The 17,342-nt window shown below is 68.2% G+C and carries 18 protein-coding genes and 1 other RNA gene; 12 read left to right on the top strand and 7 right to left on the bottom strand.

What is annotated here, in order from left to right; translation table 11 throughout:
• Window positions 1–6: 6 nt before the first annotated feature.
• Both QN347_RS01765 and QN347_RS01760 read right to left on the bottom strand, forming a co-directional pair.
• Window positions 7–1,383, bottom strand: coding sequence for a serine hydrolase domain-containing protein (locus QN347_RS01765; protein ID WP_322162445.1), 1,377 nt, complete (start codon window positions 1,381–1,383; stop codon window positions 7–9).
• Window positions 1,380–2,423, bottom strand: coding sequence for an A/G-specific adenine glycosylase (locus tag QN347_RS01760; protein ID WP_416194489.1), 1,044 nt, complete (start codon window positions 2,421–2,423; stop codon window positions 1,380–1,382). The genes QN347_RS01765 and QN347_RS01760 overlap by 4 nt, the downstream gene beginning before the upstream one ends.
• 14 nt (window positions 2,424–2,437) lie before the next feature.
• Here QN347_RS01760 and QN347_RS01755 point away from each other — a divergent pair, with 14 nt between their 5' ends.
• From QN347_RS01755 to QN347_RS01740, 4 genes are all read left to right on the top strand, one after another.
• Window positions 2,438–2,989 carry a DUF721 domain-containing protein gene (locus QN347_RS01755; RefSeq protein WP_322162446.1) on the top strand — a complete coding sequence of 184 codons (552 nt, stop codon included), beginning with the start codon at window positions 2,438–2,440 and terminating at the stop codon, window positions 2,987–2,989.
• The gene (locus QN347_RS01750) at window positions 2,989–3,696 is read left to right on the top strand and encodes a thioredoxin domain-containing protein (RefSeq protein ID WP_322162448.1); all 708 of its coding nucleotides are present in this window, start codon (window positions 2,989–2,991) and stop codon (window positions 3,694–3,696) included. The genes QN347_RS01755 and QN347_RS01750 overlap by 1 nt, the downstream gene beginning before the upstream one ends.
• 23 nt (window positions 3,697–3,719) lie before the next feature.
• Window positions 3,720–4,496, top strand: a complete 777-nt coding sequence (locus QN347_RS01745; RefSeq protein WP_322162449.1) for a thioredoxin domain-containing protein — start codon at window positions 3,720–3,722, stop codon at window positions 4,494–4,496.
• A gap of 160 nt (window positions 4,497–4,656) precedes the next feature.
• A complete protein-coding gene (locus QN347_RS01740; RefSeq protein WP_322162451.1) occupies window positions 4,657–8,058 on the top strand; it encodes a chromosome segregation SMC family protein in 3,402 nt (1,133 codons plus the stop codon).
• A gap of 5 nt (window positions 8,059–8,063) precedes the next feature.
• Here the strand turns inward: QN347_RS01740 and QN347_RS01735 are convergent, their stop codons facing one another.
• Complete coding sequence (locus QN347_RS01735; protein ID WP_133186307.1) at window positions 8,064–8,369, bottom strand: hypothetical protein; 306 nt, start codon at window positions 8,367–8,369, stop codon at window positions 8,064–8,066.
• Window positions 8,370–8,538: 169 nt separating this feature from the next.
• Between QN347_RS01735 and QN347_RS01730 the strand changes: the two genes are divergently transcribed.
• Genes QN347_RS01730 through QN347_RS01720 form a run of 3 tightly spaced genes read left to right on the top strand, consistent with a single transcriptional unit; the run spans window position 8,539 to window position 11,647 of the window.
• On the top strand, window positions 8,539–8,949 hold the full coding sequence (locus QN347_RS01730) for a hypothetical protein (RefSeq protein WP_229839310.1): 411 nt from the start codon (window positions 8,539–8,541) through the stop codon (window positions 8,947–8,949).
• A 48-nt stretch (window positions 8,950–8,997) separates the two neighbouring features.
• The gene (locus QN347_RS01725; RefSeq protein WP_322162452.1) at window positions 8,998–10,248 is read left to right on the top strand and encodes a putative DNA modification/repair radical SAM protein; all 1,251 of its coding nucleotides are present in this window, start codon (window positions 8,998–9,000) and stop codon (window positions 10,246–10,248) included.
• Window positions 10,249–10,258: 10 nt separating this feature from the next.
• On the top strand, window positions 10,259–11,647 hold the full coding sequence (locus QN347_RS01720; protein ID WP_322162453.1) for a UdgX family uracil-DNA binding protein: 1,389 nt from the start codon (window positions 10,259–10,261) through the stop codon (window positions 11,645–11,647).
• A 101-nt stretch (window positions 11,648–11,748) separates the two neighbouring features.
• Here QN347_RS01720 and dinB read toward each other — a convergent pair whose 3' ends face one another.
• Together dinB and ssrA are read right to left on the bottom strand one after the other, a co-directional pair.
• The gene (gene dinB, locus QN347_RS01715; RefSeq protein WP_322162455.1) at window positions 11,749–12,849 is read right to left on the bottom strand and encodes a DNA polymerase IV; all 1,101 of its coding nucleotides are present in this window, start codon (window positions 12,847–12,849) and stop codon (window positions 11,749–11,751) included.
• 69 nt (window positions 12,850–12,918) lie between these two features.
• Window positions 12,919–13,263, bottom strand: a transfer-messenger RNA (tmRNA) gene (ssrA, locus tag QN347_RS01710).
• An 81-nt stretch (window positions 13,264–13,344) separates the two neighbouring features.
• On the opposite strand from ssrA, the gene QN347_RS01705 reads away from it, so the two are divergent.
• Window positions 13,345–13,776, top strand: a complete 432-nt coding sequence (locus tag QN347_RS01705; protein ID WP_133186315.1) for an RrF2 family transcriptional regulator — start codon at window positions 13,345–13,347, stop codon at window positions 13,774–13,776.
• Between the two features lie 38 nt (window positions 13,777–13,814).
• Here the strand turns inward: QN347_RS01705 and mscL are convergent, their stop codons facing one another.
• Window positions 13,815–14,243, bottom strand: a complete 429-nt coding sequence (gene mscL, locus QN347_RS01700) for a large conductance mechanosensitive channel protein MscL (protein WP_322162457.1) — start codon at window positions 14,241–14,243, stop codon at window positions 13,815–13,817.
• Between the two features lie 84 nt (window positions 14,244–14,327).
• On the opposite strand from mscL, the gene QN347_RS01695 reads away from it, so the two are divergent.
• The 4 genes from QN347_RS01695 to QN347_RS01680 are packed head-to-tail and all read left to right on the top strand — an operon-like array spanning window position 14,328 to window position 17,013.
• A complete protein-coding gene (locus tag QN347_RS01695; RefSeq protein ID WP_322162459.1) occupies window positions 14,328–14,912 on the top strand; it encodes a LemA family protein in 585 nt (194 codons plus the stop codon).
• 33 nt (window positions 14,913–14,945) lie between these two features.
• Complete coding sequence (locus QN347_RS01690; protein ID WP_322162460.1) at window positions 14,946–15,821, top strand: TPM domain-containing protein; 876 nt, start codon at window positions 14,946–14,948, stop codon at window positions 15,819–15,821.
• On the top strand, window positions 15,821–16,504 hold the full coding sequence (locus QN347_RS01685; protein ID WP_322162461.1) for a TPM domain-containing protein: 684 nt from the start codon (window positions 15,821–15,823) through the stop codon (window positions 16,502–16,504). Before QN347_RS01690 ends, QN347_RS01685 begins: the two co-directional genes overlap by 1 nt.
• Window positions 16,501–17,013, top strand: a complete 513-nt coding sequence (locus QN347_RS01680) for an NUDIX hydrolase (RefSeq protein ID WP_322162462.1) — start codon at window positions 16,501–16,503, stop codon at window positions 17,011–17,013. Before QN347_RS01685 ends, QN347_RS01680 begins: the two co-directional genes overlap by 4 nt.
• A 39-nt stretch (window positions 17,014–17,052) precedes the next feature.
• On the opposite strand, the gene QN347_RS01675 is transcribed toward QN347_RS01680, so the two are convergent.
• Window positions 17,053–17,334: an ETC complex I subunit gene (locus QN347_RS01675; RefSeq protein WP_322162463.1), complete on the bottom strand. Its 282-nt coding sequence runs from the start codon at window positions 17,332–17,334 to the stop codon at window positions 17,053–17,055.
• Window positions 17,335–17,342 lie beyond the last annotated feature (8 nt).

Raw genomic sequence — 17,342 nt, 5'->3', positions numbered from 1 at the left:
TGCCGATCACTTGCGCTGGAGCGAGGGGGCAAGGTCGGCATAGACCGCCTTGGTCGATTCGACGCGCAGCGGCCATTTGTCGCCCGGCAGGTAATTGACCATGATCGTCGCGCGGACCTGGTTGACCGGATCGACCCAGGCGATCGTGCCCGCAGCCCCGCCCCAGCCATAGGTGCCCTTGGCCGGACCGCCGGGGACGTCGCCCAGCGTCACCGAGCCGCCCGCGCCGAAGCCTTGCGCGTTGGTCGTCCCGCCCGTTGCCGAAACCGCGCCGGGATAGATCACGCCCGCGGGGAGCAAGTTCGACATGGCGAGCTTGGCGGTGGCGGGCTTGAGGATGCGCACGCCGTCGAGGCTGCCGCCGTTCTGGAGCATGTGGAGGAAGCGGTCGTAATCGCCCGCCGAGGTGACGAGGCCTGCGCCGCCATACGGGAAGCTCGGCTTCTGGAGAAAGACCGAGGTCGCGCCGGGATCGAGCGGGACGCGGGTGTTGCCGGCGATGAAATAGCCCGTCGCGAGGCGGCGCGCTTCGGAGGCGGGGACCTGGAAATAGCTAGAATTCATCTTGAGTGGGGTGAAGATCCGCTGCTGGAGGAAGCCGTCGAACGACTGGCCCGAGGCGACTTCGATCACGCGGCCCATCACGTCGAGGCCGATCGAATAGCTCCATTTGGTGCCGGGCTCGGCGATCAGCGGGAGCGTGGCGACCTTGTTGGCGAAGGCTTCCAGCGTCGCTGGGCGTTTCAGCCTAAGCTGCGCCTCGGTCTTGGCGTCGGAGGTGAAGGGGGTGATGCCGGCGTCTTCATACCCTTTAAGCAGCGGGCCCTTAGTGATGATCGTATAGCCGAGGCCTGCGGTGTGGGTGAGCAGGTTGCGGATCGTGATCGGCTTGGTCGCGGGGCGCGTCTCGAGCGAATCTGGGCTGATCTGGACGCGCATATTCTTGAACGCGGGGATGAAGTCGCTGACCGGCTGGTCGAGGCGCATCTTGCCTTCTTCGATCAGGATCATCGCCGCCATCGCGGTGATCGGCTTGGTCATCGAATAGACGCGCCACAGGCTGTCCTTGTCGACGCGCGCAGCGCCGGGCTCGTCGCCGAGCTTGCCGGAGGCGACGATCGCGGTTGGCGTCTGACCTTGGCCGAACGCGCCGACCACGCCGGGGATTTTGTTGCTGTTGATGTAATCGGTGAACAGCCCGAAGGTCTTCGGGAAGCGCGCCAGATCTTTGCTGCCAAGCCGTTCGGTCACGACGAAATCGTCGTTCGCAGCTGTCGCTGGAGCGGACTGCTGGGGGACGGGCTGCGGTGACGCCTGCCCGGCGAGCGCCGCGGATCCGGCGATCGTCGCCAGCAACGTGATCGGAATGATTGCTCGAATCATGGTCGTGCCCTCCTGATGGCATCCGCCGCCTTGGCGAATACCGTTGGCAGGCCCGCCGAGTCGATCTCGGTCACATCCCACCATTCGCCGTCGTCCGAATGCCCATCCACGCGCGCGACCGCAAGCGACAGTTCGAGCCGGAAGTGCGTGAAAACATGCGCGACGGTTTCGGGCAGCATCTGCCAGTCGGCGGCGAGCGGCGGATCGGCGAGACCTGGCGGGGTGTCGGCCCACGGCCCGGTCGGCAGCGCGCGCATTCCGCCGAGCAGGCCGCGTGGCGGGCGGCGGACGAGCAGGACCTTCTCGTCATGCTGCGCCCAGAAGATCGTGCCGTGGCGCTGCGGCTTGGCGAGCTTCGCTGCTTTGATCGGGAAGCCCTCGGGGTTGCCGAGCCGGTAGCCCTCGCACTCGCTCGAGAGCGGGCAGGCGAGGCAGCGCGGGCTGCGCGGGGTGCAGACCGAGGAGCCGAGGTCCATCATCGCCTGTGCGAAATCGCCCGAGCGCAGGTCGGGCGTGATCTCGTCGGTTGCGGCACGGACTTCGGGCATCCCGCCGGGGAGCGGGCGTTCGATCGCGAACAGCCGCGCGACGACGCGCGCGACATTGGCGTCGACCACCACCGCGCGTTCGCCGAACGCGATCGCGGCGATGGCGGCGGCGGTGTACGCGCCGACGCCGGGGAGCGCGCGCAGGCCGTCTTCGGTCGTCGGGAAATCGCCCAAGGCGACGACGGCGCGGGCGCAGGCGTGGAGGTTGCGGGCGCGGGCATAGTAACCGAGCCCCGCCCATGCCGCCATCAGATCGGCCTCGTGCGCCGCGGCGAGCGCCTCGACGCTCGGCCAGCGCGCGACGAACGCCTCGAACTTCGGGCGCACCGCGGCAACCGTCGTCTGCTGGAGCATGATCTCCGAGAGCCACACCCGATACGGATCGGGCGCGTTGCTGCCGGGCGCGGCGCGCCACGGCAGATCGCGCGCATGGCTATCGTACCAATCGAGCAGGAGTTTTGCTGGCGGGGCGGAAGGACGCTTGGCGGACACGGCCCCGCTATGGCATGGACGACGCAATGAGCAAGCGCGCCACTCCTGCACCCGCCAAAGCCTCGACGCCTGCCGAACGCCCGCGCGGCGGCCGTGCGCGATCGGTCGCCGAGCTGCTGCCCGATGCGGGCCGCGCAGCGTTTCGCCGCTTCGGCTTCGTCCAGAGCGCGGTGGTCAGCCGCTGGAGCGAGATCGTCGGACCGCGCTATGCCGGGGTGTCGTCGCCCGAATCGATCAAATTCCCGCATGGCGAGCGCATCGGCGGCACGCTCAACCTCGTCGTGCGCGGCGCGCATGCGACGATGATGCAGCATATCGCGCCCGAGATCATCGAGCGCGTCAATCGCTTCTTCGGCTATGCCGCGGTCGCCAAGGTGCAGTTCCGCCAGGGCGACGTCCCCGTGCCGCGCCCGCGTGCCGCGCCGCCGTCGTTGAAGCCGGTGCCGGTCGATCTCGGCGCGAGCCTCAGGACGATCGCCGATCCCGAATTGAAGGCGGTGCTCGAAGCATTGGCGGCGGGCGTCGCGGCGACGCGCGGGGCGCCGAGCGTGGGTGGAGACGAATGATGCGATTTGGTCTGGCGGCGCTGGTGTTGGGCGTCGCTCTGGTTTCTTCGGCTGAGGCCGCTCCGCCGAAAAAGGCGCCGGCGCACGCCGCGTGGCTGCAGACGATCGTCGCGACGCCCGAGGGCGGGGTGCGGATGGGCAACCCGGCGGCGAAGGTTAAGCTGATCGAGTTCGGCTCGCGGACCTGCCCGCTGTGTGCGCGCTTCGATGTCGAGGGCCTTCCGGCGCTCAAGGCCGGCTATATCGCAAGCGGCAAGGTCAGCTACGAGTTCCGCGATTATCCGGTGCATGGCGCGCTCGATCTCGGGCCGATCCTGCTCGGCCAGTGCGTCCCGACGCGCGCGTTCTTCCCGGTCCTCGACGCGATGATGGCCGAGCAAAAGACGCTGGTCGGGCGCAGCGACGCGATTCCCGATGCCAAGCAGAAGGAATTGCAGACCGCGACGCCCAACGCCGTCGCGAGCTACCTCGCCGGATTCTATGGCTATACCGATTTCGTGGTGAAGCGCGGCCTGCCGCTCGCCAAGGCCAATGCCTGCCTCGCCGATCGCAAGAAGATCGATGTGCTCGTTGCGCGCGCTGACGCCGCCAACAAGGCCTATGCGGTTTCCGGAACACCAACGTTCGTGCTCAACGGCGCGGCGCAAGCCAATGTGTACGACTGGGCGGCGCTCGAGCCGCTCGTCCGCGCCGCGCTCGCCAAATGATCTTACTGACTAGGAGCCTATCGATGACCCCTCGTATCCTGTTCGCCGCGGTTGCCGCGCTGTCGCTCGCGTCGTGCGGTGGAAACGATGCCGTTTCGGGCGGCAACAGCGCCGGCGGCAAGACGTCGGGCGGCACCGTTGCGGGCACCAGCACCGCGGCAGTGGCGCCTTCGGCCGCCGGGCAGAAGTGGATCGACACCGTCGTCAAGACGCCCGAGGGCGGCTATCGGATGGGCAATCCCGATGCGGCGATCAAGGTCGTCGAATATGGCTCGCGCACGTGCCCGACCTGCGGCGCGTTCGGCCAGACCGGGCAGAAGCCGCTGACCGACAATTACGTCTCGACCGGCAAGGTGAGTTACGAGTTCCGCGACTATCTGGTCCACGGCCAGCCCGATTTCGCGCCGAGCCTGCTCGGCCGCTGCGTCGGCACCGCGACCTTCTTCCCGCTGCTCGAAGCGATGTACGTGGCGCAGCCGCAATTCGAGGCGAAGCTCGCCGACCAAGCGGCGACCACCGCGCTCCAGACGCAGCTCCAGGGCAAGACGCCGAACGAGGCCGCTGCCGCGTGGGGCGATTATCTCGGCTATGTCGAGTTCGTGAAGCAACGCGGCATCCCCGAGGCCAAGGCGCGCGCGTGCATCGCCGACAAGGCGGCGCTCGACGAGATCATCGGCATGATGAGCAAGGGCGACGGCGCGGCGGTGACGGGTACGCCGACCTTCATCATCAACGGCGCCAAGGTCGACGGCGTGACCTGGGCTGACGTCGAGGCAGCGCTCAAGCGCGCTGGCGCGTAACGCACCTAGCCCGTCATGCCGGGCTTGTCCCGGCATCCACGGTGCCGCATGGTCCGCGATCATGGGGTGCCAACGACGGTGGACCCCGGGACAGGCCCGGGGGGACGGCCTAGTGTTGGAAGGACGCCCCGCTGTTTCCACTCCGGCCGGGGGGCTCTGAATGCAGATCAAGCGGCTCCGTCTGTCGGGCTTTAAAAGCTTCGTCGACGCGGCCGATCTGCGGATCGAGCCGGGTCTGACGGGCATCGTCGGGCCGAATGGCTGCGGCAAGTCGAACCTGCTCGAGGCGTTGCGCTGGACGATGGGCGAGACCTCGGCGCGGTCGCTGCGCGGTGCGGGGATGGACGACGTCATCTTCGCCGGCACCAATACGCGCCCCGCACGCGATTTCGCCGAAGTGTCGATGCTGATCGAGGCAGAGGGCGAGGAAAGCGAGGTCGTCCGCCGGATCGAGCGCGGGGCGGGCTCGGCCTACCGGATCGATGGGCGGGACGTGCGCGCCAAGGATGTCGCGCTGCTGTTCGCCGATTCCGCGACGGGCGCACATTCGCCTGCGCTCGTCAGCCAGGGGCGGATCGGCGCGATCATCGCCGCCAAGCCGCAGGAACGCCGCGCGATGCTCGAGGAGGCGGCAGGCATCGCCGGGCTCCACGTCCGCCGCAAGGACGCCGAGCAGAAGCTGCGCGCGACCGAAGCCAATCTGACTCGGCTCGACGAACTGATCGCCGAACAGGACGGCCGCGCCAATGCGCTGCGGCGGCAGGCGCGGCAGGCCGAACGCTACCGCGCGCTCTCCGACCAGATCCGCATCGCCGAGGCGCGGATGATCTTCGCGCGCTGGCGCGATGCGCAGGCGGCGGCGGATGCGGCGAAGGCCGAGGCGGTGGCGTGCGAGGCGAGCGTCGCCGCCGCCGCCGAGGCGCAGCGCGCCGCTGCCGCCCATGCGCTGGCGGCGACCGAGGCACTGGCGCAGGCGCGCGGCGCGGCACAGGCGCTGCGCGAGGCGGCGAGCGAAGCGGGACACCGGCTCGGCGGATTGCGCGGTGAACAGGCCGCGGCGGTGCGCCGGACGCAGGAGCTTGCGGCGGCGCGGCTGCGGCTCGCCGATGATCGCGCGCGCGAAGGGTCGCTCGCGAGCGATGCCGCCGAGGCGATCGCGCGGCTGGCCGACGAGACCAAGCGGCTCGATGCGGCGCTTGCCGCGGCGATTGCGCGCGTGCCCGAGCTCGAGACGCGGTTGAGCGATACCGAACGCGCCGGACGCGACGCCGAGGTCGCGCTTGCGCAAGCGCTCGCCGCGCAAGCGACCGAGGCCGCCGACGCGCGTGTGGCGGATGCGGCGCTTTCGGCAGCGCGCGCGCGCGCCGAGCGCAGCGCGCGCGATCTCGCGCGCGTGACCGCCGAGGCTGCGGCGCTTGGCGATGCCGCGCCGCTGGTCGCGCAGCGCTCCGCGGCCGTCGCCGCGCGGACCCAGGCGCTCCACGACGGCGAGGATGCGCGCGCGTCGCTCACCCGCGCCGATGCCGACGAGCGGGCCAGCATCGGACAACGCGACGGCGCACAAGCGGCGCGCGCGACGGCGCATGCCGATCTCGCCGCGCTCGACAGCGAAGCGACCGCGCTGACCAAGGCGACGCGCCGCGACGGTCGCGACCGGCTGCTCGACCAGGTCCAGCCCGAGCCGGGCTATGAGCGCGCGCTGGCGGCGGCGCTCGGGGACGATCTCGAAGCCGGGCTCGATTCCGCGGGCGAGCGGCACTGGTCGGGCGCAGTGGTTGTGCCGGGCGACCCACCGCCGCCGCCGGGAACGGTGCCGCTCGGGCAGCACGTCGAGGCGCCGGCGGCGCTTGCGCGGCGGCTGGCGCAGATCGTGGTGGTCGACCGCGATGACGGCGTTGCGCTTGCCGTCGGGCAGCGGCTGGTGACGCTCGGCGGCGTGCTGCGGCGCTGGGACGGCTATGTCGCCAAGTCGGGCGGCGCGGCGGCGGCCGAGCGGCTCGAGCGGATCAATCGCTTGCGCGCGATCACCGCGCTGCGCCCGGCGGCGGCGGCGGCGGTCGAGGCTGCGGACGCCGAGCTCGCGCGGATTGCGACGACGATCACTGACGCGCGTGCGGCGGCAGTGGCGGCGCGGCGTGCGCTGGAAAGCGCGGAAACGCGCGCCCGGGAGGCTGGGCGCGCGGAAGACCGCGCGACCGCGGCGATCGAACGGATCGAGGCGCAGCGTGCCGACCTGGCCGCGCGGCGCGCGCGGATCGATGCCGAGCATGACGAGGCGGGGGCCGAGGTCGCGCGCGCGACCGCGCTGCACGCCGCGCTCCCGGATGGCAGCGCGACGCGCGAGCGCGTCCGAACGCTGTCGGCCGAGGCCGAGGCACGGCGCAGCGCGATCGCGACCGCGCGCGCCGATCGTGCCGGGGTCGACCGCGACATCGCCAGCGCGCGCGAACGGCTCGCGGCGATGGCGGCCGAGGCGAAAGGCTGGCGCACGCGCGCGGGCGAGGCGGCGCGGCGGATCGCCGAGATGGATAAGCGCGATGGCGAGCTTGCCGTGGAAGCCGAAGCGCTGGTCGGCCGACCCGAGGCGCTTGCGAACGAGGTGGCCGCGCTCGAACTGTCGCACGCCGCCGCGCGCGCCGAGGCCGAGGACGCCGCGAGGACCGAGCGCGCCGCCGAAACCACGCTGCGCGACACCGAAGCGCGCGCGGCAGGGGCGGCGGAGGCGCTGGCGCAAGCGCGCGAGGCGCGCGCCGGCGCGACGGCACGCGCGGAAAACCAGGAATTGCGCCGCGTCGAGATGAACCGGCTGGCGGGCGAGCGCTTTCAATGCCCCTCGGTGCTGCTCCCCGAGCGCGTCGGGTTCGACGGTGGCACGGTGCGCAGCCCGGCCGAGGAGTCCGCAGCCCACGAAAAGCTGATGCTCGATCGCGATCGCATCGGCCCGGTCAATCTCGTTGCCGAGACCGAGCTCGCCGAACTCGAGGCGGCAAGTTCGGGCAATGCCGCCGAGCGCGAGGAGCTTGGGCTCGCGGTCAACCGGCTGCGCGGCTCGATTGGCACGCTCAATCGCGAGGGGCGGCAGCGGCTGCTTGCCGCGTTCGAAGCGGTCGACGGGCATTTCCGGCGGCTGTTCACGACGCTGTTCAACGGCGGCAGCGCACATCTCGAACTGATCGATTCGGATGATCCGCTCGAGGCCGGGCTCGAGATCATGGCGCAGCCGCCGGGCAAGAAGCTCCAGTCGCTGACGCTGCTATCGGGTGGGGAACAGGCGCTGACCGCGGTCGCGCTGATCTTCGGGCTGTTTCTCACCAACCCGGCGCCGATCTGCGTGCTCGACGAGGTCGATGCGCCGCTCGACGATGCCAATATCGAACGCTTCTGCGGGCTGCTCGACGCAATGACGCGCGAAACGCAGACACGCTATCTGATCGTGACGCACAATGCGGTGACGATGAGCCGGATGCACCGGCTGTTCGGGGTAACGATGGTCGAGCAAGGCGTCAGCCGCCTCGTCTCGGTAGATCTCGGCGGCGCGGAAAGCCTCCTCGCCGCCGAGTAGGTCAATCAGCAGCCGTTGCGACGGTTCTGCGCAGCGTCGTGACGCTTGTCGAGATGCTTGCCGAGGAGCGCACCGCCGACGCCGCCGGCAACCGTGCCGAGCACGCCGCCGCCGAGCGCGTTACCAGCGAGCGCACCACCGGCACCGCCGACGAGCAGGCCGGTCGTGCCCGACGACCGGCGGCACGAATAATGGCGGTTCGACTTGCCGTAATAGCGATGCTTGCGCGCTTCGGCCTTGTCGGTGGGGAGGGCCATCGTTGCCGGAATGACGAGCGAAGCGGCGGCGAGCGAGAGGAAGAGGTGACGCATGATGGTATAATCCCTTTTTGACCCTATTCGGGTGCGTAACGTTCCGTCGCGGCGAGGGTTGCATCGCCGAGCGAACAATCTCGTCTTGGCGATCATTTGATTAACCTTTGTTGAGCAATATGGCGGGTGAAATGAACAAGGGTGAAATGGGCAAGGCAAGGCAACGTGCATGAACGATGCCACACTATACGGGCCGCAGAGCGACATCATTCCATACGCGGCCATGCCGACGATGGTGAAAACCGGCCTGTGGGCGTGCGACCTTGCAACGGAAACGCTGACGTGGAGCGAAGGCGTCTACGATCTGTTCGGGTTCCCGCGCGGCAGCGTGCTCGATCGCGCCACGGCGGCGGCATGCTACACACCTGAATCGCGCATCGCGCTCGAATGCCTGCGCATGGCTGCGATCCGCGACAAGACCGGCTTCATGCTCGACGCCGAGATCGAGATCGACGGCAAGCGACGTTGGGTGCGGATCGTCGCGCAAGTCGAATGCGTCGACGGCAAGGCCGGGCGGCTGGTCGGCTCGAAGAGCGACGTGACGCACGAGAAGCGGGTGGGGCTTCATTCGGGCTTCTGAATTCTAACTTGGGTTGCGTCTGGGCGACTCGGAACATATAACGAACGCATGGCCCAGCTCGACGTCCAGCAGAAACTCGCGATCCTTGCCGACGCCGCCAAATACGATGCGTCGTGCGCCTCTTCGGGATCGGTGAAACGTACGTCGCGCGACGGCAAGGGGATCGGCTCGACCGATCAGGGGATGGGCATCTGCCACGCCTATGCGCCCGATGGCCGCTGCATCTCGCTGCTCAAGATCCTGCTGACCAACAGCTGCATCTTCGACTGCCATTATTGCATCAACCGCAAGAGCTCGAACGTGCGGCGGGCGCGCTTCACCGCGGAGGAGGTCGTGCGGCTTACGCTGTCCTTCTACCGACGCAATTATATCGAGGGGCTGTTCCTGTCGTCGGGGATCATCGGATCGTCGAACTATACGATGGAGCAGATGGTCGAGGTGGCGCGCAGCTTGCGCGAGGATCATGATTTCCGCGGCTACATTCATTTGAAGACGATCCCCGATGCCGATCCCGAACTCGTCCATCAGGCGGGGCTGCATGCCGATCGCCTCTCGATCAATGTCGAGCTGCCAACCGTCGCCGGGCTGACGCGGCTTGCGCCCGAGAAATCGGCGGCGCGGATCGAGGGCGCGATGGGCGACACCAAGACCGCGATCCTCGACACGAGCGACGCCAAGAAGCGCTTCAAGTCGGCGCCGCGCTTCGCGCCCGCCGGGCAATCGACGCAGATGATCGTCGGGGCGGATGCGGCGACCGATGGCGACATCGTCACCAAGGCGTCGACGCTGTATGATCGCTTCGGCCTGCGTCGCGTCTATTATTCGGCGTTCAGCCCGATCCCCGATGCGAGCGCGGTGCTTCCCTTGCAGCGCCCGCCGCTGATGCGCGAACACCGGCTGTACCAGTCGGACTGGCTGATGCGCTTTTACGACTACACGCCGGCCGATGTCGTTGCCGCCGCCGATGCGACGACGGGGATGCTGCCGCTCGACATCGACCCCAAGCTTGCCTGGGCGCTCAAGTTCCGCGGGTCTTTCCCGGTCGACGTCAATCGCGCGCCGCGCGAGGCGTTGCTGCGCGTGCCGGGGCTGGGGGTGAAGGCGGTGACCGCGATCCTGGCGGCGCGACGCTGGCGGCGGCTGCATCTCGCCGATGTCGCCCGGCTCACGGTGTCGGTCGCGAAGGTGCGTCCGTTCCTGATCGCCGAGGACTGGCGCCCGGTGGCGCTCAGCGATCGCGCCGAATTGCGACCGGTGGTTGCACCCAAGACCGAGCAATTGGAGTTGTTCGCGGAATAAGGGGAGCTTGATGCGCGCAATTACTCTTGCCGAACCCGATGATTTCGACGGCTGGCGCGATGCCGCGCGCAGTCTCGCCGCTGCGGGCGTGCCGCCCGAGGACGTCGTCTGGCAGGGCGCGGGCAACCCGACCGACCTGTTCGCGGCGACCGCCGACACGACGGTGCCGACCGGCCCCGCCTTTGCGGTGCCGCGCGCGTTTATCGATCTGGCGAAGAAGGCCGTCCTCCACCGCGATCCGGAGCGTTTCGCGTTGCTCTACACGCTGCTCGCGCGGATTCGGGTGCAGCCGGGCGCGATCGAGGATCATGCCGATCCGCTGCTCCGGCGGCTCGAGCATCTCGCGCAGGAAGTGCGCAAGGACATCCACAAGATGCGCGCCTTCCTGCGCTTCCGCGAGGTCGACGAGGATGGCGTCGCGCGTTTCGTCGCCTGGTTCGAGCCCGAGCATCATATCGTGCGCGCCAATGCCGGCTTTTTCCTCGATCGCTTTTCGAGCATGCGCTGGTCGATCCTGACGCCCGAGCTGTCGCTGCATTGGGACGGCGAGACGCTCGCCGAAGGCCCCGGTGCCGCCAAGAGCGACGCGCCCGACGGCGACCCGATCGAGGAAGTGTGGAAGACCTATTACGCCTCGATTTTCAACCCGGCGCGGCTCAAGATCGGCATGATGCTGAAAGAGATGCCGCGCAAATATTGGAAGAACATGCCCGAGACCGCCTTAGTGCCAGGCCTCATAGCGGGCGCGCAGGCGCGGGAAAGCGGGATGATGGCGACGGCGCAGACGAAGCGCGACATCGGCGACAATATCGACGCGGCGTGGGCGGCTCTGCGGGGTGAAGCGGCGGGGTGCACGCGCTGTTCGCTCTACGGGCCGGCAACGCAGACGGTGTTCGGCGAAGGGCCGGTCGATGCCAGTTTGATGTTCGTCGGCGAGCAGCCCGGCGACCAGGAGGATCTGGCGGGCAAGCCGTTCGTCGGGCCGGCGGGGCAGGTGTTCGATCGCGCGCTGGCGGCGGCGGGGATCGAGCGCGCGGGCGTCTACGTCACCAACGCGGTCAAGCATTTCAAGTTCGAACCGCGCGGCAAGCGGCGCATCCATGCCAAGCCCGACGCCGGCGAGATCGACGCGTGCCGCTGGTGGGTCGAGCAGGAGCAGTTGCTCGTCCGGCCGAAGGTGACGGTCGCGCTCGGCGCGACCGCGGCGCGCAGCCTGTTCGGGCGCGTCGTGACGATCGGCAAGGAGCGCGGGCGCGCGCTGACGCTGCCCGGTGGGGGCGAGGCGTGGATCACGGTGCATCCGAGCTATTTGCTGCGGATACCCGACCGCGCGCAGGCTGATGCGGAATATGCGCGCTTCGTCGAGGATCTGCAGCGGGTCGGGGAGCGGGTGGCGTAGCGTCGGCGTCGGCGCGTATACCACCGTTCGTGCTGAGCCTGTCGAAGCACCGGCGCGCGGTAAGGCCCTTCGACAGGCTCAGGGCGAACGGGGAGGGCGTGTCACAAGAGCGTCGCCTGCTCGGTCGCTTCCTCGTTGTCGGTGATCCCCGACAGCGTCAGCCCGAGTAAGCGCACGCCGAGCGGCACCGGAAGCTGCGCATCGAGCAACGCACGTCCGCCCGCGACGAAGCTTGCGCGGTCGAACGCGCCGCGACTGAGCGAGCGTGCGCGCGTAATAGTGCGGAAATCCGAGAAGCGCAGCTTGAGCGTCACGGTCCGTCCGCGCACGCCGTGGCGCTCGATCCGCACCAGCGCCGCCTCGGCGACCCGCTCGAGCGCGGCGTGGAGATCGGCAGGGGACGCGATGTCGGTCTCGAACGTCCGCTCGGCGCCTACCGACTTGGTCGCGCGGTTACTGCGCACCGGGCGGTGGTCGATCCCGCGCGCGGCGCCGTACAGATAGTCGGCATAACTTCCGAAATGGGCGTGGAGGAAGGCGAGCGGTTGCTCGCGCAGATCGGCGCCGGTCTCGATCCCGAGCGCCGCCATCCGCGTCGCGGTGACCGGGCCGACGCCGTGGAAGCGCTTGACCGGCAGGCTCGCGACGAACGCCGCGCCGCGCGCCGGGGGAATGACGCAGATCCCGTCGGGCTTGTTCTGGTCCGAGGCGAGCTTGGCGACGAACTTGTTGTAGCTAACGCCCGCCGACGCGGTGAGCCCAGTCTCGGCCTTGATCCGCGCGCGGATCTGCTCGGCGATCGCCTTGGCCGAGCCGAGGCCGTGGCGGTCCTCGGTGACGTCGAGATACGCCTCGTCGAGCGAGAGCGGTTCGATCTGGTCGGTATAGTCGGCGAAGATCGCGCGGATCTGCTGCGAGATCGCGCCATAGACGTCGAAGCGCGGCGGCACGAACACAAGGTCAGGACAGCGCCGGATCGCGGTGACCGAGGGCATCGCCGAGCGCACGCCGAAGGTCCGCGCCTCATAGCTCGCCGCCGCGACCACGCCGCGCGCGCGCGATCCGCCGACCGCGACGGGCTTGCCACGCAATGCCGGATCGTCGCGCTGCTCGACGGAGGCATAGAAGGCATCCATGTCGATATGGATGATCTTGCGCTGTGGGGGCGGGGGCGGGGGTGGGGCGCTGTCGGAGTCGGCCATGCTTCGCGTAACGCTACTCGCCGCAGGATAGGTGGGGAGCTTCTGTTGCTCGGTGCCCCCCGGACCGCCGGTGTCCGCTTCTGTTGCCCGGTGCGGCCCGGACCGCGCTTTTAACTTAGTAACTTAGACCGTTAGGCCTTAGTGTTACGCAGCAATCGCGAGTGCATGGTTATCGTTTGCACTTGTGGTTATGAGCCTTGAACAGGTTACTCAGCCTGGGCAAAAACAGCGCCTTTCAATACACGTCGATCCTAGTTCGACCCCGTCATACCCCCTCTGGAGAGAGGGGGTGTGGTGGAGTCGCCGGGTACTGCCCCCGGGTCCGCTGCATCTATTCTACGCCGCACTTTATCACCATAGCCGGGCAAGCCCGGCACGAGCGATATAGGCATGTTACAGCCGCGTGAAAAGGGGCGTTGCAACATGATGAAAAGGCCCGGTTTGACACCTTCCGCCTTTCACTCGCCACAAATCGGGTGCATGGGTTAGTATATCATGTTGACGCAACGTTCCCGCTACGCACTCCGCGCGATGATGTTCCTGGCGCAAGCCCCGGCCGGAAGCCCCCCGATCCCGATGAACCGCATCGCCGCCGAGGCGAACGTGCCGCGCAAGTTCCTCGAGCTGATCCTCGCCGATCTTCGCGAGGCGGGGTTTCTCCACAGCCATCGCGGCAAGATGGGCGGGTACTGCCTGTCGCGCCCGCCGCACCTGATTTCGCTCGGCGAGATCATCCGCGTGATCGAGGGGCCGCTTGCGCTGGTGCCGTGCGTCAGCCGTACCGCATACCGCTCGTGCAAGGACTGCAAGGACGAGGCGACCTGCGCGATCCGCCACGCGATGATGCGCGTGCGCGACGAGACCGCGCGAATTCTCGATGGCACCAGCCTTGCCGATGCGACTGCGGAGGAATTGGTCGCGGCGTAACCCACTCCCCTCCCCTGAAGGGGAGGGGCTACCGATCATTACCGCCGGCGCAGCTCGTCGCGAATCTCGCGCAGCAGCGTGACGTCAGACGGCTCGACCGGCTCGGCGACGACTTCGGGCGCGGCGGGCATCAGCCGGTTCACGGCGCGGACGATCAAGAAGATTATAAAGGCCACGATCACGAAGTTCACCGCGGCGGTGACGAACGTCCCGTAGCCCAACAGCGGCACGCCGGCCTTTTTCAGCGCGGCATAATCCGATGATCCGGCGAGCGCGGGCGGCATCTTGCCGAGCACGACGAAGTAGCTCGAAAAATCGAGTCCGCCGAAGATCTTGCCGATGACCGGCATGATCACGTCGTCGGTCAGCGACGTGATGATCTTGCCGAACGCCGCGCCGATGATCACCGCGACGGCGAGATCGAGCACGTTCCCCCGAGCAATGAATGCCTTAAACTCCTTGAACAAAGCGTGCCCCCTTCCGATTTCATTTCGCGAGGCCATCGTACCCGGCTATCATGATGACGCAAGATCTGAAGGGATCCCTACGATATGAAGTACCGCACTCCGCTCGTTCTCCTCGGCGCCGTCACCTTGGCTGGCTGCGGGCTCAACAGCGTTCCGACCGCGGAGGAGAATGCCAAGGCCAAATGGGCCGACGTCGAAAACTATTATCAGCGCCGCGCCGACCTCATTCCCAACCTCGTCTCGACGGTGAAAGCCGCGGGCGCGCAGGAGAAGGCGATCCTCGTCGAAGTGACGCAGGCGCGCGCCTCGGCGTCGCAAGTCAAGGTGTCGGGTGCCGATCTCAACGATCCGGCGAAGGTCGCCAATTACGAGAAGGCGCAGGCCGGCGTGACGATGTCGCTGCAGCGGCTCCAGGAAGCCTATCCCGAGCTCAAGTCGCAGGGCAATTACGCCACGCTGATGACGCAGCTCGAAGGCACCGAGAACCGCATCTCGACCGCGCGGCACGATTATAACGACGCCGTGCAGGCGTATAACACGACGATCCGCACCTTCCCCGACGCGATCGGCGCGAAGGTGATCTATGGTGCAAAGCCGCTGGTCCCGTTCAAGGCGACGAGCGCGGGCGCCGAGGAAGCGCCTGCGGTCAATTTCGGCAACACCAACTAAAGTAACCGGGCCGAAGGCCCCGAAGGCGATGTGATGCCGATGCGCCTGATTCAGGCCTTGCTTGCGACGTTGGTCGCGCTGCTGCTGGGGCTCGTCCCGGCAGCGGCGCAGACCTATCCGAAATTTACCGGATTGGTCGTCGATGCCGCCAACGTCCTGCCGCCAGCGACCGAGGCCGATCTGACCGCCAAGCTCGAGGCGTTGCAGAAGGACACCAAGCGGCAATTGGTCGTCGTCACGCTCCCCGATCTGCAGGGGCGCGAGCTGTCCGAATATGGCGTCGGGCTCGGGCGTGCCTGGGGCGTCGGGCTCAAGGACGTCGACAATGGCGCGATCCTGATGATCGCGCCGAACGAGGCCGCCGGGCATCGCGGGCCGCGGCTCGAAGTCGGCTATGGTCTCGAACCTTTCCTGACCGATGCGTTTTCGGGCGTGATGATCCGCGAGAAGATGCTGCCGCTGCTTAAGAAGCAGCCGAGCGACATTCCCGGCGCGATGGAGGCCGGCACCGATGCCGTCATCGCACAGCTGCGCGCATCGCCCGAGGAACAGAAGGCCAATCTCGACAAGGCGGCAGCCGCGTTCGATGCGACGCACAAGCGCAGCACATCGCGCGGTGGCGGCGGGATTCCGTTCGGGATGATCTTCTGGGGCCTCGTGATCGGCTTCGTCATCCTGTCGAGCCTGCGCCGGCGCGGCGGCGGGCGGCAGTATAATGACGGGATCGGCTCGGCGGTGTTGTGGGGCTCTGTGCTCAGCAGTCTTAGCGATTCGCGTCGCGATTCGGGCGGCGGCTGGGGCGGCGGCGGCGGTGGCGGCGGCGGTTCCGATGGCAGCTGGGGCGGCGGTGGCTTCACCGGCGGTGGCGGCGGATCCTTTGGGGGCGGTGGCGCCTCGGGAGACTGGTAATGCCGCGCACAGCGCATCTCACGGCGGCGGACCATGCGGTCGTGCTCGCTGCGGTCAAGGCCGCCGAAGCGGGGACCGATGGCGAGATCGTGACGATCGTCAGCGATCGCTCGGACGAGTATCGCGACGCCGCGCTGCACTATGCGGTGGCCGCGATGCTGCTCGTCGTCGCGCTGTTCACGATCGATCCGGCCGCGATCGAGCGGTGGCTTGCAGGCTTTTCGGACGGGTGGGAATCGCCCGCCGATCCGCGGCTGCTGCTGTCGGCGCTGCTCGTGGTCGAGGCGATCGTCTTCCTGATCGTCCGCTATGCGCTCGGGCGTGCCGCGTGGCGGATCGCGCTGGTGCCAAAGGCGACGCGCGCGCGGCGCGTGCGGCGTCGCGCGATCCAGTATTTCAAGGTCGGTGCCGAGCGGCGCACCACCGCGCGCGTCGGGATCCTGCTCTATCTGTCGCGCGACGAGCGCATGGCCGAAATCGTCGCCGACGAAGCGATCCACCGCGCGGTCCCGGCCGAGCGCTGGGGCGCGGCGATGGCGGCGCTGGTCGCGCACTCGCGCGAGGGACGACCCGCCGCCGGCATGGCAGCGGCGGTCGAGCAGATCGGCACGATCCTGTCCGAAACCTTCCCCAAGACTGCCGACGACCGCAACGAACTTCCCGACAGGCTGATCGAAGTATGACCGCAGAGACGGTGTGGGACGGCAAGTTCATCAAGGTCATCAAGGACGGAAGCTGGGAATATGTCGCGCGGGCCCGCGGGATCGCCGCCGCGGTGATCCTTGCGATCGACGATGGCGCGGTGATCCTGGTCGAGCAATACCGCGTGCCGCTCGGGAAGCGCTGTCTGGAGTTGCCGGCTGGCCTTGTCGGCGATGAAACCGAAGGCGAGGGCATCCACACCTCGGCCGCGCGCGAGCTCGAGGAAGAAACCGGCTATGCCGCGGCGACGATCGAAACGATCGGCTTCTTCCATTCCTCGCCGGGGATGGTGTCGGAAGGCTTCACGCTCGTCCGCGCCACCGGGTTGACGCAGGTGAGCGCTGGCGGCGGGGTCGAGGGCGAGAACATCACCGTCCACCGCGTCCCGCTCGGCGAGATTGCGGCGTTCGTTGCCGCCAAGCGCGCCGAGGGCGTGGCGATCGACGTCAAGATGCTGCTGCTGCTTAGCGGCGGGATCCTGGCTGGCTGAATCGGCGAGGGGCAAACCGCCCCCGACCAACCCTCGCCGTCAGCGGAAGTTGTCGGCGTAGCTTTGCAGCTTGAGCGTCCGCGTCGGCGCGGAGACGACGGTGAAGGCAAGACCTTCGCGCTCGGCATAGGCGATCGCGGCTTCCTGCGTCGGGAAGCTCAGCCGCACCTGGTCGCGCGTGTCGCCCGAGCCGGCCCAGCCGGTGAGCGGGTCGGCTTGCTTGGCCTCGGCAGGGGCGAAATCGAGCACCCAGCTGGTGGTGCGGGCACGGCCCGACGACATGGCGTTCTTGGGGCGCTGATAGATTCGGGCGATCGACATGGCGTCTC

Source organism: Sphingomonas sp. 10B4, from assembly GCF_035019905.1.
GTDB classification, from domain to species: domain Bacteria; phylum Pseudomonadota; class Alphaproteobacteria; order Sphingomonadales; family Sphingomonadaceae; genus Sphingomonas; species Sphingomonas glacialis.
Note: the sequence above shows the minus strand (reverse complement) of the source record. Positions and strands in the feature narration are given on the sequence as shown.

What these genes read in the sequence shown, in the direction of transcription:
- QN347_RS01765 (WP_322162445.1), bottom strand. Translation starts at nt 1,383, where the DNA reads ATGATTCGAGCAATCATTCCGATCACGTTGCTGGCGACGATCGCCGGA.
- QN347_RS01755 (WP_322162446.1), top strand. Translation starts at nt 2,438, where the DNA reads ATGGACGACGCAATGAGCAAGCGCGCCACTCCTGCACCCGCCAAAGCC.
- QN347_RS01750 (WP_322162448.1), top strand. Translation starts at nt 2,989, where the DNA reads ATGCGATTTGGTCTGGCGGCGCTGGTGTTGGGCGTCGCTCTGGTTTCT.
- QN347_RS01745 (WP_322162449.1), top strand. Translation starts at nt 3,720, where the DNA reads ATGACCCCTCGTATCCTGTTCGCCGCGGTTGCCGCGCTGTCGCTCGCG.
- QN347_RS01740 (WP_322162451.1), top strand. Translation starts at nt 4,657, where the DNA reads ATGCAGATCAAGCGGCTCCGTCTGTCGGGCTTTAAAAGCTTCGTCGAC.
- QN347_RS01735 (WP_133186307.1), bottom strand. Translation starts at nt 8,369, where the DNA reads ATGCGTCACCTCTTCCTCTCGCTCGCCGCCGCTTCGCTCGTCATTCCG.
- QN347_RS01730 (WP_229839310.1), top strand. Translation starts at nt 8,539, where the DNA reads ATGAACGATGCCACACTATACGGGCCGCAGAGCGACATCATTCCATAC.
- QN347_RS01725 (WP_322162452.1), top strand. Translation starts at nt 8,998, where the DNA reads ATGGCCCAGCTCGACGTCCAGCAGAAACTCGCGATCCTTGCCGACGCC.
- QN347_RS01720 (WP_322162453.1), top strand. Translation starts at nt 10,259, where the DNA reads ATGCGCGCAATTACTCTTGCCGAACCCGATGATTTCGACGGCTGGCGC.
- dinB (WP_322162455.1), bottom strand. Translation starts at nt 12,849, where the DNA reads ATGGCCGACTCCGACAGCGCCCCACCCCCGCCCCCGCCCCCACAGCGC.
- QN347_RS01705 (WP_133186315.1), top strand. Translation starts at nt 13,345, where the DNA reads ATGTTGACGCAACGTTCCCGCTACGCACTCCGCGCGATGATGTTCCTG.
- QN347_RS01695 (WP_322162459.1), top strand. Translation starts at nt 14,328, where the DNA reads ATGAAGTACCGCACTCCGCTCGTTCTCCTCGGCGCCGTCACCTTGGCT.
- QN347_RS01690 (WP_322162460.1), top strand. Translation starts at nt 14,946, where the DNA reads ATGCCGATGCGCCTGATTCAGGCCTTGCTTGCGACGTTGGTCGCGCTG.
- QN347_RS01685 (WP_322162461.1), top strand. Translation starts at nt 15,821, where the DNA reads ATGCCGCGCACAGCGCATCTCACGGCGGCGGACCATGCGGTCGTGCTC.
- QN347_RS01680 (WP_322162462.1), top strand. Translation starts at nt 16,501, where the DNA reads ATGACCGCAGAGACGGTGTGGGACGGCAAGTTCATCAAGGTCATCAAG.
- QN347_RS01675 (WP_322162463.1), bottom strand. Translation starts at nt 17,334, where the DNA reads ATGTCGATCGCCCGAATCTATCAGCGCCCCAAGAACGCCATGTCGTCG.